Raw genomic sequence first — 14,383 nt, 5'->3', positions numbered from 1 at the left:
CGACGGGACGACCGATCGGCTACCGGTCGGTTTACTCACCGGTTCGTAAGTGATGAAACACGTACGTCTGGACGTAGCCTGCGTACTCCCCGCCGAAGCGTTCGCGAATCGCTCGAGAGGTGTCGGCGTAGGAGCCTCGATCACAGTCGGGGTAGTAGTCTTCGATCGCGGATTTGATCCAGGTGTCGAGGGGAACCGCCTGCGTGAACCCGAGCGAAAACAGCAAGACGCAGTCGGCGACCTTCTCGCCGACGCCGACGAACTGGGTGAGATACTCGCGTGCCGCTTCGTACTCGAGGTCCCGCGCAGTAGCAGGATGAGCCTCGCCTCGAGCGACCATCTCGGCCGTGCGGACGACGTAGGGCGCACGATAGCCCAGTCCCAGATCCCGGAGGTCGGCTTCGGTGGCCCCTGCGAGTCGTTCGGGGGTCGGAAAGGCGTGATAGATCGTGCCGTCGACAGCTATCTCCTCGCCGTATTCGCGGGCGAGTGTCGACACCATCGAGTGGATGCGACTCACCCGCATCTGGGCCGAACAGATAAACGAGATCAGACAGCCAAAGGGCGGATCGTCGACCAGCCGCATGCCGCGATGGGCGTCATAGGCGTCGCCTACCAGCTGACTGTCGGGTGCGGCCGCGACGATCGACTCGAGATCGTCCTCGAGACACAGCAGGCGGCGAACAATCGGGTCGGCGTCGGTCGTCGACTCCCACTCGAGCACCGATCCGGCGTCGGTCTCGCGCGGTCGAACGCGGATCACGTCGCCGTCCACGACGGTCACGTACCACGTCTCGGGCGCCGGCTCGCGCTGGTACATCCCCCCGTCGGTCCGGCGCCAGAGATAGGTCTGGCCGCTCTCGAGCGTTCGATAACAGTCGAAGCCCCCGGAGAGATCGTCGAGTCGAATCTGGCCGGTTTCCATTCGTCCGGTGGTTCGCGAGCGGCGGCTTGGGCCTTTCGAAGCGTGCCGTCGTTTGCCGTCCTCTCGAAGCGATTGCGGGCGGTCGCTCGCACAGTGTGCCCTCCGAGGCGAACCTTGATACTGGAGGCCATACAATGTTAGCATATGAACTGCAGGGTTGTCGTCGAGGCTGCCGTGCCGGTATTCGACGTCGAAACGCCAGACGAGGCGATCCGTATCGCTATCTCGAAGACCGGTGAGATGTTGAACCCTGATCTGAACTACGTCGAGATCAACATGGGCGAGCGCACATCGCCGTCGGGCGAGGAGTTGCCCCCCGCATTTATTGCCGCCGACGAGGCACTCGTTGCACTCGAGTTGGAGATGACCGTCTTCAACGTCGAACGCGAGGAACACGCCTCCCGAATCGCCCGCAAGGAAATCGGCCAGCGTCTCGAGAACATCCCGCTCGAGGTCACGGAAATCGAGGTTATCGAAGAGGAGGACGAAGACGGCGAAGATGGCGAAACGACGGAAAACGACGGCGAAGACGAAGCAGCATCCGAAACCGAATCGCCGTCCGACGATCCGGACGCGGACGACGAAATCCTTCCCGAATTCGAAGATCTCGTCGAGTAGTCGTTCGTTACTGCTGATCGAACTTAATCGAACAAACGACCAAATCGACACTGATTGGTCTCGCCAGTCAGGTGTCGAGTCGACCGAAGGATGCTCCGTTCTACTCAGTCAGCAGTTGCGGCGACGGCTTCCTGCTCATCCTCGCGCATATTCGTTGTAATGCCGCCAGCCAGGTCAAAAACAGCAGCTTTGTGATCAGTTTTCGATTTATGGATCGATGTTGGCCGAATTCCGCGCGTTTCGTACGCTTCAAGATCGATCTGACAGTTGTCCCACTCCGAACACTGGTTCGATACCTCGGCGAGAAGCCCGTGAAGGTGGATGAGTTCCTGCTTCTTCATAAGCATGCCGTTATACCCACTGCAGGGTTATATTATTATCTTGAGTCGCGTTACCACACGACCTATGTCGTCACCGGTGACAGTCCGTTTTCCCTGCTAATTGAAGCCAAAAGCTACGGTGCGACAAAGCGCTGTAACTGTTCCCTACTGGTTGAGGACGATACCCACTCTATCCACAACCGCCGGTTACTCGCACGAACAACGAACCACCGTCGGTCAGTCGAGAGACGCCCGCCCTCTCAACCGAGTTGTTTCAACGTTTTGAGATCGCGATCGGTTCGCATGAACTCGGCCGTTCGTCTGGATGCATGACAGTTTGGACAATGAAACAGGTCGGTAGATTCGGGAAGTTCGCCGGGTGAAACCTGCCAATTCTTCGCACACTCGGGACACAACAGTTGGACAGTCGTTTCGTCCATGGTAGTGTGTTGCACAGTAGGGCTCAAAAACTTTGTCGCACCCCGACAACGTAAACGCAGAGCTGCCAATCCGAACTTATGCGGGCGCGGCCGAATCCGAGGCCTCGAGAAGCTCCTTGTAGCGGTTGCGGATCGTCACTTCCGAGATATTCGCCACGTCGCTGACCTCGTTCTGGGTGACTTTCTCGTTGGTCAACAGCGCAGCGGCGTAGACGCCAGCGGCGGCGAGCCCGACCGGTGACTTGCCGCTGTGGACGCCTTCCTGGCGTGCGGACTCGAGAAGGTCACGGGCCATGCGCTCGGTTTCGTCCGAGAGATCGAGGTCGCTGACGAACCGCGGCACGTAGTGTTCGGGATCGGCCGGTTTGACCTCGAGACCTAGCTCTCGGATAATGTAGCGATAGGTTCGGGTCAACTCCATCTTGTCGACGCGGGAGACGGCCGAAATCTCGTCGAGGCTGCGTGGCGTCCCGGCCTGGCGGGCCGCGGCGTACAGCGCCGAGGTCGCGACCCCTTCGATCGACCGTCCCGGCAACAGGTCCTCCTCGAGGGCGCGCCGATAGATGACGCTCGCGGTCTCGCGGACGTTCTCCGGGAGGCCGAGCGCGCTCGCCATGCGGTCGATCTCGCCGAGTGCCTGCTTGAGGTTGCGCTCCTTGGAGTCACGCGTGCGAAACCGCTCGTTCCAGGTACGCAGCCGTTGCATCTTCTGGCGCTGGCGACTCGAGAGGGACTTGCCGTAGGCGTCTTTGTCCTGCCAGCCGATGTTGGTCGAGAGCCCCTGGTCGTGCATCATGTTGGTTGTCGGGGCACCGACGCGGGACTTTTCGTCTTTCTCGCTGGCGTCGAATGCGCGCCACTCGGGGCCGCGATCGATCTCGTCTTCCTCGACGACCAGCCCACAGTCTTGACAGACGGTCTCTGCGTGTTCGGCGTCGGAAACGAGCCGACCACCACATTCGGGACAGTGTTCTTGCTCTTCGGAGCGAACGTCCTCGTCCGTCTCCTCGGCTTCCCGTTCGTTCGTATAGGTTCGGATGTTTGTGTTAGTCATGGTGTATCGGGATGGTTACTCGGGGCTCCCGGGTGGGGTAACCAGAAGAAACCCGGACGCCTCGCCTAACATAGAGTAAGGCCGAAACACATAAAAGGGTTTCGGCTGGCTTATAACTGGATCGGTATTATTTTATATATGTTTCGGTTACATGGTGATTAATCATCCAGGTCGGGCACCAGTCGAGAGACGAATCTTTTTCCGCCGCGCCGAGCGAAGGAATTGCTATGACTGTACAATTCGGTGCCGTGACGATCGACTGGTTCGGGCTCGCGACGATTCGACTTGCGGGACGAACCGGTGTCGTCATCTACGTCGACCCCGGGCCCGAGCAGTACGATGTCCTCGAGGGGGCGCCGGCCGACGGCGACCTCGTGGTCGTCTCGCACGGCCACCACTACGATCCCGAGTCGATCCGCCGGGTCGCTCACGAGGACGCGATCGTCGTCGTCCACGAAGCGGTCGACGCCCGCGACCTCGAGCATACCGACGAACAGCCCGAAGCACTCCCCTACGAGATCGAGCGCGTCCGTGCCGACGAGTCGTTCATCCTTGGGCCGCTCGATCTCTACACGACGCCGGCGTACAACGACCCTGCCGGCCCGCACGTCGACGAGGATGGTCAGCCACACCATCCAGAAGGAGAGGGGTGTGGATTCGGGGTAACGATCGACGGCGTCTCGGCGTTTTGGCCCGGCGATACCGACGCGTTCGCGTTCCACGAAGCGCTCGGGGTCGACGCTTTCTTTCCGCCGATCGGCGGGACGTTCACGATGGACCGCCACGAGGCGGCGGAACTGGCCGAACGTCTGGCGCCGGATCTGGTTCTGCCGGTCCACTATGGGACGTTCGATGCGATCGCCGCCGACGCGGACGCCTTCGTCGTCGACATCGCGAACCGGGGCGTGCCGGTGGTCCTCGATTCGTGATTCCGGAGTCAGTTTATCGCCCCAGCTAAACGAGAAACGTGCGTTCACACCCTACAGAACCGATAGAAAGACAGTACACGAATCCGACCGCTCCAAAGAGTTAGTGTCGCCGTCGACGACTGCCACCGTATGGACGGCGACCGTGGTCCGAACGGCTCTGTCGATCCGCGATACTGTTCGTCCTGTGGCACGGCGCTCGAGCCGGCGGCAAACTACTGTCCGGACTGTGGCGCGGCGACCGGCCGGTGGAACGTCGACTCGAGCCGGCCACTCGACGACCGTCCTCGGTCGAAGACGGCACCGACATCGAACAGCCCGTCGGCCGATCGAGTGCGATCACGGAGGGCGACCGATCGACCCCCGCTGGAGTACCGGATCGCCGCGGCGACGAAAGACGGCTGGCGCCTCGAGCACGACTTCGGCGATCACGTCGTCATGGTCCGACGAACGGTCGGTAGTGTCGCCGACCACCTGCTCGTCGCGCTGATCACCGCCTGGTGGACAATGGGCCTCGGCAACGTCATCTACGGCGTCTATCGCTACGGCAACGACGCCGAACGAATGGTTCTCAGTGCCGACGAAAGGATGGCGGCGAACCCTCTGAGGAGGTCGTTGCTGTTTCGCTGGGCTATCGCTGCCGTCTGCTGGCTCTCGGCTGCGATACTCCTCGCAACCGCGGTCCAGCTTTCGACGGGAGCGATGCTCCTCGTCGGTGCCATCGCAGTCTTCGTCGGCCTCGTGGGGACGACACTGCTTCCCTCGGTTCGGCGCCGCCTCGAGAACCGCCACTCGATTAGGGCAACCGGACGCGTTCGCACCGTCGACGAGCGAAGCGTTCGCTCCCCCGACGAGCCCTGTACCGCCTGTGCATCGTCGATCGAGGACGGCATCGAGCGAACCTATCGGACGGACTACTGCGTGTTCGGCATTCCCGTGAACTCGAGCGCCGATCACAACCACTACTGTCGCGTCTGCGCGAACGCCGAACGCGATCCCGTCGATCCGATAGGTTCGCTCGAGACCGGCCGACCTTCGGGGCGGCGAGGACGGGACGCCGTTCGCGAGCCACAGCCGTCCGATTCCGATGGGGAGCCCGACCTCGACCGCCGCTGATCGGGTACCGTCCCGAGGCGTCCGCCGATCGACTCGTTGGGGCGGTTCCTCCCGTCTGCCCGGCCAGGGGCTACGAATCGTCGATCGTGATCTGCTCGCCAAGCCACGCGACCGCGTCCTCGACGGCCGCCGGGTCGGTGCCGGTCACTTTCAGCCGATTCTGGCGTTCGGTGTCCGGATAGCTGCCGACCGTCACGTCGAAGCGCGCTCGAGCCTCCGCGACCGTCTCGACTACCGCTGCCTCCGGAAGCGGGGTATAGAGCGTCTCCGAGACCGTATCGCCGTCGAACTCCGCAGCGACGAGGTCGAACAGGGCCTGGACCTCGGTCGGGACGCCCGGAAACGCGTAGACGTTCTCGAGGACGCAGCCGGGACAGAGCCCCTCCGGGTTGATGAGTGCGCGACTACCCGTCGGCAGAGCCGCCCACGCGTCGACGTCGAACCCGAGGTCCGCTTCGGTGACGGTGTCCGGATCGAGATCGCGATACTCCGCGACGGTCTCGAGAACGTCATCGCGAACCGTGTCGTCGACGACCAGCGAGCGATCGAACGCGTCGGCGATCGCATCCGCGGTCACGTCGTCGTGGGTGCCGCCGAGCCCGCCGGTGACGATGACCGCGCCGAAGTCGTCGGCCCACTCGGCGACGGTGTCGGCGATGAGCTGACGCTCGTCCGGGACGGTCAGAATGCGTTCGACCGTCGACCCGCGATCGGTGAGTTGGCTCGCGAGCCACGTCGCGTTCGAGTTCGTAATGTCGCCCGCCAGCACCTCGTCACCGACGGTGAGAATAGCGACCTGCATCGACGGTGTAAACGACCGCGTTCGATAAAAGGAGTGCGGTAGGCGAGGGGTTGTTTCGGGGACGATAGACGAGGGCGTGTTTCATACGGTCTGCTGTAAGTCATTGCCGGTGCAATCGCGACCGCCCTGTGATTGCACCGGTAATTCGTTACAGCAAACCGTATCAGCGATGATCGACGAGGACGCGTTTACGGATGCGTATAGTACGTGACCGTCTCGTCGTCCTCCTGGCGATCGATTCTGGCGAACCCGATGCGTTCGAACTGGACCAGCTCGTCGGCCTCGAGGGCGGCAACGCCGGGTTCGGCGCGGCCGGATACGTCGCCGTCGGGCGTTCGCATGCAGACGGGGACGCTCTCGCTCGCGGGCACCCAGTGGATCACGTCGACGTCTCCCTCGCGGACCACGTCGATATCCTCGCCGGTGTACTGGAGGACATCACGCGTATACTGGAAACAACCCAGGCCCTTGAGCCAGATGCGATCCTCGCGACCCGGGAGGTCGTCGGGCTCGACCAGTACCGAGTCGCCGACGGGAATCTCGCGGACGCCGCGATCCTCGTGGTTGGGGTGCAGCGGCGGGTTGGCTTCCTCGGGTGGACTGCCACCCAGTGGGAGCTGGTTGCCCTCCCGAACGAGGAACCGTCGGTCGGTCTCCTCGTCGACCAGGTCGCGGTTGGCGGCGTAGACCGAACTCATCGCGAGGTCGACATCGCTGGTCGAGGTGCCGAGTTCGACCATCGCGTCGACGATGGCCTCGCCGCGGATGCCGCGTCGACGGAGACTCTTGAGCGTCGGCGCGCGCGGATCGTCCCAGCCGTCGAGTTCGTCCTGCTCGATCAGTTCCGAAATCGTGGACGTACTCATCTTCACGTCGTAGGCGTCGATCTGGACGTGGCCCCAGTGGACGACCTCCGGGTACTCCCAGTCGAAGTAGTCGTAGACGAACCGCTGGCGCTTGGCCGAGTCCTGGAGGTCGATGCCGCGGATGATGTGGGTGATGCCGAGCAGGTGATCGTCGACGCCGGACTGGAAATCGAGCATCGGCCAGCAGCGGTACTCGCTAGCCTCCCCGCGGGGATGGGGCGTGTCGATCATTCGGAAGGCGACCCAGTCCCGCAGCGCGGGGTTCTTGTGCTCGATGTCGGTCTTCACTCGGAGGACCATCTCGCCGCTGTCGTACTCGCCGTCGATCATGTCCTCGAACTCCGCAAGGACGGTCTCGACGTCCTTGTCGCGGTGGGGACACGGCTCACCGTTGTTCTTCAGCTCCGAGAACTCTTCGCCCGAACAGGAGCAGGTGTAGGCACCGCCGAGTTCGATCAGTTCGCGCGCGTGCTCGTAGTAAGTCTCGAGGCGGTCACTCGCTTTGTACGTCTCGTCCGGTTCGAACCCGAGGTAGTCGAGATCCTCGAGGATCGCGTCGTAGGCCTCGAGATCGGGTCGTTTGGTCTCGGGATCGGTATCGTCGAAGCGCACGCAGAACCAGCCGTCGTAGCGGTCGCGGTAGGTGCCGATGACGGCGGGCATCCGGGCGTGGCCGACGTGCCAGGGGCCGTTGGGATTGGGCGCACAACGCATGCGGACCTCGTCGTACGCCTCGGCGGCCGGCAAGTCGGGAAGGGGGTGGTCCTCACCCTCGTCCTCGGCTTCGATCTCGGCAAGTTCCTCGGGGGCCAGCTCCTCGAGTCGGTTTCGCTTTTCCGCGTAGGAGAGGTCGTTGACGCGACCGATGACGCCGCCGGCGATCCCCGGTATCTCGTCGCCGTGCTCGCGAAAGTCGGGATTGTCGCCCATCAGCGGCCCCATTATCGCGCCGACGTCGGCGTCGTTCTCGTGTTTGACGGCATTCAGCAGCGCGTGCTTCTCGGCCTCGCGCTCGACCCGTTCGCGTAACTCGTCGTTCATTGGGCAGGGGTATTCGTGCCCGGACCAAAACCCCCGCGATGTCGGCCGGTGGCGGGATCGACCGGTGTACCGGTCCGGTGTTGGTCCGATGGGTGTGGTTGTCTCGATCGAGGAACCGAAGTTATGTGAGTGGGGGACCATGTGGGCCACGATGACACAGTTCTCACCAGATGGCTCGACGACGCTCATCGATCTGAGCGTCGGGCTGGAACCGGACGTCGACAGCGAACCGTTTCCGCCAGAGATCGAGTACCGCGATCACGACGACGGCGCGGCGCGACTCGCCGCCCACCTTCGCGAACTCGGACACGACATCGAGGCTGCGGACTTTCCGGACGGACACGGCCTGGCGTCGGAGGATCTCACGCTCATCCCCCACGCCGGCACCCACATGGACGCCCCCTGGCACTACGGGCCGACGGTCGACGGTGAACCGGCCAAGACGATCGACGAGATTCCCCTCGAGTGGTGTACTGGCGAGGCAGTGATTCTCGATTTCACGTGGAAGGAGCCCCGAAGCGAGATCTCCGCCGACGAGGTCAGATCGCAACTCGAGGACCTCGATCACGAACTGTCGCCGGGCGAACTGGTATTTATCGAGACCGGTGCCGACGAGCTCTGGGGAACGCCGGAATACCTCACGGCGTTTCCGGGCATGGGCGCCGAAGCGACGAAATACCTCGTCGAGCAGGGGATCAAGGTGATCGGCACCGACGCCTACGGCTTCGACAAGCCGTTCGACGAGATGGGCAGGCGGTTCGCCGAGGCGGACGACGACTCGGAGCTCTGGCCAGCCCACTTCGCCGGTCGCGACATCGAATACTGCCAGATCGAGAAGATGGCCAACCTCGACGCGTTGCCCCGCCGAACCGGCGTGCCGGTGACCGCCTTCCCCGTGACAATCGAAGACGCCAGCGGCGGCTGGGTGCGGCCGGTCGCGTTCGTGGAGGAAGACGCGTGAAACTCGCAACGATCGCCGTCGAGACGCCGCTCGGATCGACCCGACGACTCTGCGTCGTCGACGACGACTACGTCGACGTGACCGCCGGCTACGCGAGGCTGCTCGACGACGACGGCGAGGCGCGTCCCGAGACCGTCGCCAAGACCGTCGCCCCGCCGAACATGCTCGAGTTCCTCCGCGGCGGACAGCGGTGTCTGGACGCGGCTCGGGCGGTCGCGAAAGCAGACTTCGAGGCGGACGCACACAGTCCCGACGGCGCTCGTATCAGGTACGATCCGACCGACGCACACCTGTGTAGCCCACTCCCGCGGCCGAACTCGATCCGAGACTTCTCGGTGTTCGAAGACCACGGCGCCGACGACAAAGCCGATGTCTGGTACGAGTTCCCCTCGCCCTACAAAGGCAATCCGGACACCGTCGTCGATCCCGACGAAACGGTCGCGTGGCCGGCCTACGACGACAGGCCCGACTTCGAACTCGAGATCGCCGCCGTCGTCGGCAGGGCTGGCGAAGACATTGCGGCCGACGAGGCCGACGACTACATCGCCGGCTACACGATCTTCAACGATTTTTCTGCTCGAGAGATCCAATCCCGGGAGATGCAGGCCCGGCTCGGGCCGGCGAAAGGGAAGGACTTCGCCAACGGTCTCGGCCCGTATCTCGTCGCCGGAGACGAGTTCGATCCGACGGACGCGACGGCGACCGTCCGCGTGAACGGCGACCAGTGGGTCCAGAGTGAGGTCGGCGACATGTACCACTCCTTCGGCGATATGCTCGAGCACGCCTCGGCGAGCGAGGGCGTTCGGCCCGGCGACGTCCTCGGGAGCGGCACCGTCGCCGGCTGCTGCGGTTACGACCTCGATCGCTGGATCGACTACGGCGACGAGATCGAACTCCACGTCGAGGGGCTCGGGACGCTAACGCACCAAATCGTCGCTCCGGACGAGTAACGAACTGGCTCACTGACGAACCCAGACCCCGTCGCCGTTCAGTGCAGGAACGCCCGAAGCTCCTCGAGTTCCCACGTATTGATCACGTCGGCGGGTTCCGCCCAACCACGACGCGCCGTGTGGACGCCCCAGCGCACGAACTCGAGCGTCGAGGGCTGGTGGGCGTCGGTGTTGACGGCGATCGGTGCACCCTCCGCGACGGCGGCCTGGACGGCGCTGCCCCAGAGGTCGAGCCGCCGTGGATTGGCGTTTATTTCGAGGGCAGTCTCGTGTTCGGCGGCCGACCGACCGAGTGCGGTCGCGTCGAACTCGAGGCCGGAACGCTCGTTCAACATCCGGCCGCTGGGATGGCCGAGCACGTCGACTGCTGGGTTTTCGATCGCGTGGACGAGCCGTTCGGTGGCGGCCTCGGCGTCCTGATCGAGCGCGCTGTGGGGCGAGGCGACGACGATGTCGAGGGCGTCGATCACGTCCGCCGAGAGCCCGATCTCGCCGTTCGCGTCGACGTTCGCTTCGATTCCGGCGAAGACCGCGATGTCGTACGCGGCGTCGACCTCGCGGATCGCCTCGACCTGCTCGAGGATCTCGGTGTCGGTGAGGCCCATGTTACCGACGATGCCGGGCCCCTCGGCGTGGTCGGCGACGCCGTAGTAGTCGTACCCACGCTCCGTGGCGGCCTCGACCATCGCCTCGATCGACGTGTTGCCGTCGGACCACTCGGTGTGGGTGTGGAGATCGCCGCGGATATCGTCGCGGGTGAGCAGGTCGGGCAACTCGCCGGTCTCCGCGGCCTCGATCTCGCCGCGATCCTCCCGGAGCTCCGGCGGAATCCACGGGAGCCCGAGCGCCTCGTACATCCCGTCTTCGGTCTCGCCCGCCACGCGGTCGCCGACGCGCTGGCCCTCCTCGGCGTCCGCAAGCTCGCTGATGTCGAAGGCGCCGTACTCGTTTAGCTTCATCCCGCGGTCGATCGCGTAGTTGCGTAGGGTGACGTTGTGGTCCTTGCTCCCCGTAAAGTACTGTAGCGCGGCCCCGAACTCCTCGGGGACCACGACGCGGAGATCGACCCGAATCTCGCCGACGCGGACGCTCGCCTTCTCCGGCCCGGACTCGATCTCGTCGTCGACGGAGTCCCAGTTTACGAACGAGTCGATCACCGCCTCGTTCGCCTCGGTGCCGACGAGGACGTCCACGTCGCCGATCGTCTCCCGCCAGCGCCGGATCGAGCCCGCGACCTCACAGCGCTGGACGGCCTCGAGATCCTCGAGAAAGGCCAGTACGTCGTCCGCGAGTGGTCGACCCTCGCCAAGCAGGTAGCGCTGGCCGACTTCGCGAGCGAACTCGATGTTCTCGCGGATGTTCTGTTCCGTCTTCGGGCCGAACCCCTTCACTTTCTGAATCTCGTTCGCTTCTGCTGCCGCCTCGAGATCGTCCAGCGTCTCGATCCCGAGTTCGCGATACAGTTTGCCGGCGGTCTTGGGGCCGACGCCCTCGATGCGGGTGATGTCGGCGATGTCGATTGGGAGTTCCGCACGCAGTTCCTCCAGTTCCTCGATCTCACCGGTCTCGACGTATTCGACGATCTTCGAGGAGATAGCGTCGCCGACGCCATCGATCTCCTCGAGAACACCCTCGTCACCGTCGGCGACGCGGTCGCCGATCGGCACCGGATGGGCTTGGATGTTCTCCGCGGCGCGGCGATACGCGCGGGGCTTGTACTCGATGTCGTCGGCCTCGAGCAGATCCGCGAACTCCTCGAATCGACCGGCGATCTCGGCGTTGGTTACCATCAACGACCCCTCCGCGCACGCTGGTCGTCGTTCTGACCGAGTGCTTTCTTCAGGAACGACATCCACCGTTTCGTGTCGGCGGCTTGCTTGGCCTGCTGTTCGCGCTCTAAGTCGGTCGGGCCGAGGCTCTCGAGGGCGTTCAACGCGCGGTCGATCCCGATGACGCTCTGGGCGAGTTCCTCGCCTTCCTCACGGGAGATATCGCCCGCCTCGATTTGTTCGAGGCGTTCGGTACGCTCGCGCCGGAGGTTGCGTTTGGCCTGCTCGACGCGGTCGCGCTCGCCCGACGGCACCGTCTCACGGCGCTTGATCTCGAAGACGAACGTTTGGAGCTCGATCGTCTCGCCCTGGACCGTGATCGTCTCCGGGATGTCCGCGCCGACGGTCGCGCCCTCGCGTTCGACGCGCTCGAGCAACTGTTTGCGCTCGTACTCTTGCACGGGTGGATATCCGTCGATAGCGCAAAAAAGTCTTCGTGCAGTGGTACCGCCGCCCGTCTCGACTGGTGTGCAATCTCGAGCGTAACTCTTAGCCAAAATATGATGTGTGAGTTAGATTATGATAGGCGGACACCCGAAGCCGGTCAGATAGCGACGCGAACCCCAAATCCCTTAGCGGTGCCACACATACCCCCGGTCGATGGCCACCTGCGACGTGTGTGGGAAAGACGAAAACATGCCGTACAACTGTCGGCACTGCGGGGGGACCTACTGTGCCGACCATCGGCTCCCGGAGAACCACGACTGCGTCGGGCTCCAGGACTGGAACGATCCCAGCGGCGTCTTCGACAGCGGCTTCGACGACAGCGTCCAGCGCGGCTCGAGCGCGTCGGCGTCCTCGAGTTTCACCGATAAATTGCCGATCGACACCGGTCCCGGCGGCCCGTTAGCGTACTTCCGCGGGAACATGACCTACACGTTCCTCGCGTTGATGTGGTTGACGTACCTGCTGCAGCTGATCGTCATCCTCGTCGGCGGGCCACAACTGCACAACGCTCTGTTTACGCTCCACCCGGACAATCCGGAGTACGTCTGGACGTGGGTCTCCTCGGTCTTTGCCCACCAGCCGTTCCCCGGTATCATGCACATCGTGTTCAACAGCATCGTGATCTTCTTCTTCGGCCCCCTCGTCGAGCGCTACGTCGGCTCGAAGAAGTTCGCGATCCTGTTCGTCGCAAGCGGTGCGCTGGCCGGGCTGAGCCAGATCGCTATTCAGGCTATCCAGCCCGGACCGACAGCGGGCGTTCTCGGGGCCAGCGGCGCGGCCCTCGCGATCATGGGCGTCATCACGGTCCTGAACCCCGGCCTCAAGGTCTACCTCTACTTCATCCTCCCCGTACCGATCTGGCTGTTGACCGCCGGGACGGCGCTCATCAGTGTCTTCTTCATCGGGACCGGCGGTGGCGGCAACGTCGCGCACATGGCCCACCTCGTCGGCCTGCTCATCGGCCTGGGATACGGCGAGTACGTTAAACGGACCCAGAACGTCACCGGTCCGAGCCAGTTCCAACTCGGCGGCGGCCCCGGCGGCCCGGGTGGGCCGGGCGGTCCCGGTGGCCCCGGCGGCCGTCGTCGGTTCTAGATCCTCCATCGGTTTCGGACCGCTCGAGTCGTTCCTGATCCCGACTCCCACCGGCCTCGGGCCAGCACACAACCGCACGACTGATCGGTGGTCGTCTTCACGTTTCACATATCGATGCCCACACCGCGTCCCGACCTCGAGCCTGACGGCTCGCTTTCGCGCGAGGAGATGGAATCCCTCCAGCACGAGATTGCCGATGCTGCCGTCTTCGAGGACCAGTTTGCGTTCGATCCCGCGCACCTGTCGAACCCGCTCGAGGCGACGACCGCCGGCTCGAGCGCGACCGAACCACCGATCGTCGTCGGCGTCGATCAATCTTTCCTCACGAACGACGCCGGCGAGCAGGATCGTGCCCTGAGCGCCGTCGTCGCCATGCGCGGCGGCGTGGTTATAGAGCGCGCCCACGCGGTGACCTCGCTCGAGATCCCCTACATTCCCGGGTTGCTCGCCTTCCGCGAAGGCGGGCCGATTCTGGCAGCGCTCGCGGAACTGTCCGTCGACCCCGATCTCCTGGTGTTCGACGGCAGCGGCCGGATCCACTTTCGACAGGCCGGCATCGCGACTCACGTCGGCGTCGTCCTCGACGTCCCCAGTATCGGCGTCGCGAAGAGTCTGCTCTGCGGGGAACCCCAGGGCGGCCTCGAGAACCGCGCGGTCGGAACTCGCGTTCCGATCGAAGCGAACGCCCGCGTTGACGCGCCCGACGGGACGCTGCTCGGTTACGCCGTCCAGACGCGCCAGTACGACTCGCCCAACCGATCGATCAACCCGCTGTACGTCAGCCCAGGCCATCGCGTCGGACCCGGGACGGCCGCCGATATCGTCCTCGAGTTGGCGACCTCGTACAAGCTTCCTGAACCGGTCCGCCTCGCCGATCAGTACGCCACGGACGCGAAGGAACCGCTCGAATGATCGCTCGTATCGAGCGAGCGCTCGACAGACACCCCAACGGAGCCGTCACGGTCTCCGAGGGCTCGAGGCGGTCCCGGTCGA

The 14,383-nt window shown here is 64.1% G+C and carries 15 protein-coding genes; 7 read left to right on the top strand and 8 right to left on the bottom strand.

Going from position 1 to position 14,383, the window contains the following annotated elements; translation table 11 throughout:
* Window positions 1–31: 31 nt before the first annotated feature.
* Entirely contained in the window at window positions 32–925 is an 894-nt protein-coding gene (locus D8Y22_RS17890; RefSeq protein ID WP_141466049.1) for a DNA-3-methyladenine glycosylase family protein, read from the bottom strand.
* Between the two features lie 144 nt (window positions 926–1,069).
* Between D8Y22_RS17890 and D8Y22_RS17885 the strand changes: the two genes are divergently transcribed.
* Entirely contained in the window at window positions 1,070–1,543 is a 474-nt protein-coding gene (locus tag D8Y22_RS17885) for a DUF555 domain-containing protein (RefSeq protein ID WP_141466048.1), read from the top strand.
* Window positions 1,544–1,647: 104 nt separating this feature from the next.
* Here the strand turns inward: D8Y22_RS17885 and D8Y22_RS17880 are convergent, their stop codons facing one another.
* The 3 genes from D8Y22_RS17880 to D8Y22_RS17870 form a co-directional block, all read right to left on the bottom strand.
* On the bottom strand, window positions 1,648–1,884 hold the full coding sequence (locus D8Y22_RS17880) for a UPF0058 family protein (protein WP_141466047.1): 237 nt from the start codon (window positions 1,882–1,884) through the stop codon (window positions 1,648–1,650).
* Between the two features lie 239 nt (window positions 1,885–2,123).
* Window positions 2,124–2,303, bottom strand: a complete 180-nt coding sequence (locus D8Y22_RS17875) for a DUF7836 family putative zinc-binding protein (protein WP_141466046.1) — start codon at window positions 2,301–2,303, stop codon at window positions 2,124–2,126.
* Window positions 2,304–2,379: 76 nt separating this feature from the next.
* On the bottom strand, window positions 2,380–3,357 hold the full coding sequence (locus tag D8Y22_RS17870; RefSeq protein ID WP_141466045.1) for a transcription initiation factor IIB: 978 nt from the start codon (window positions 3,355–3,357) through the stop codon (window positions 2,380–2,382).
* Between the two features lie 227 nt (window positions 3,358–3,584).
* Between D8Y22_RS17870 and D8Y22_RS17865 the strand changes: the two genes are divergently transcribed.
* Window positions 3,585–4,286, top strand: coding sequence for an MBL fold metallo-hydrolase (locus D8Y22_RS17865; RefSeq protein ID WP_141466044.1), 702 nt, complete (start codon window positions 3,585–3,587; stop codon window positions 4,284–4,286).
* Window positions 4,287–4,415: 129 nt separating this feature from the next.
* Complete coding sequence (locus D8Y22_RS17860; protein ID WP_141466043.1) at window positions 4,416–5,399, top strand: zinc ribbon domain-containing protein; 984 nt, start codon at window positions 4,416–4,418, stop codon at window positions 5,397–5,399.
* 70 nt (window positions 5,400–5,469) lie between these two features.
* Here the strand turns inward: D8Y22_RS17860 and D8Y22_RS17855 are convergent, their stop codons facing one another.
* Window positions 5,470–6,201 carry a competence/damage-inducible protein A gene (locus D8Y22_RS17855; protein ID WP_141466042.1) on the bottom strand — a complete coding sequence of 244 codons (732 nt, stop codon included), beginning with the start codon at window positions 6,199–6,201 and terminating at the stop codon, window positions 5,470–5,472.
* Between the two features lie 188 nt (window positions 6,202–6,389).
* On the bottom strand, window positions 6,390–8,108 hold the full coding sequence (locus tag D8Y22_RS17850) for a glutamate--tRNA ligase (protein ID WP_141466041.1): 1,719 nt from the start codon (window positions 8,106–8,108) through the stop codon (window positions 6,390–6,392).
* Between the two features lie 151 nt (window positions 8,109–8,259).
* On the opposite strand from D8Y22_RS17850, the gene D8Y22_RS17845 reads away from it, so the two are divergent.
* On the top strand, window positions 8,260–9,069 hold the full coding sequence (locus D8Y22_RS17845; RefSeq protein ID WP_246084490.1) for a cyclase family protein: 810 nt from the start codon (window positions 8,260–8,262) through the stop codon (window positions 9,067–9,069).
* The gene (locus tag D8Y22_RS17840; protein WP_141466040.1) at window positions 9,066–10,019 is read left to right on the top strand and encodes a fumarylacetoacetate hydrolase family protein; all 954 of its coding nucleotides are present in this window, start codon (window positions 9,066–9,068) and stop codon (window positions 10,017–10,019) included. Before D8Y22_RS17845 ends, D8Y22_RS17840 begins: the two co-directional genes overlap by 4 nt.
* 38 nt (window positions 10,020–10,057) lie before the next feature.
* On the opposite strand, the gene polX is transcribed toward D8Y22_RS17840, so the two are convergent.
* The gene (gene polX, locus D8Y22_RS17835; RefSeq protein WP_141466039.1) at window positions 10,058–11,809 is read right to left on the bottom strand and encodes a DNA polymerase/3'-5' exonuclease PolX; all 1,752 of its coding nucleotides are present in this window, start codon (window positions 11,807–11,809) and stop codon (window positions 10,058–10,060) included.
* Window positions 11,809–12,249, bottom strand: a complete 441-nt coding sequence (locus D8Y22_RS17830; RefSeq protein ID WP_141466038.1) for a DUF5788 family protein — start codon at window positions 12,247–12,249, stop codon at window positions 11,809–11,811. Before D8Y22_RS17830 ends, polX begins: the two co-directional genes overlap by 1 nt.
* Before the next feature lie 199 nt (window positions 12,250–12,448).
* Between D8Y22_RS17830 and D8Y22_RS17825 the strand changes: the two genes are divergently transcribed.
* Entirely contained in the window at window positions 12,449–13,390 is a 942-nt protein-coding gene (locus D8Y22_RS17825; protein WP_141466037.1) for a rhomboid family intramembrane serine protease, read from the top strand.
* A 114-nt stretch (window positions 13,391–13,504) separates the two neighbouring features.
* Window positions 13,505–14,302 (top strand): endonuclease V, encoded by a 798-nt coding sequence (locus D8Y22_RS17820; RefSeq protein ID WP_141466036.1) that lies wholly within the window; start codon window positions 13,505–13,507, stop codon window positions 14,300–14,302.
* Window positions 14,303–14,383: the final 81 nt, after the last annotated feature.

Source organism: Salinadaptatus halalkaliphilus, assembly GCF_006543045.1.
Classification (GTDB): domain Archaea; phylum Halobacteriota; class Halobacteria; order Halobacteriales; family Natrialbaceae; genus Salinadaptatus; species Salinadaptatus halalkaliphilus.
Note: the sequence above shows the minus strand (reverse complement) of the source record. Positions and strands in the feature narration are given on the sequence as shown.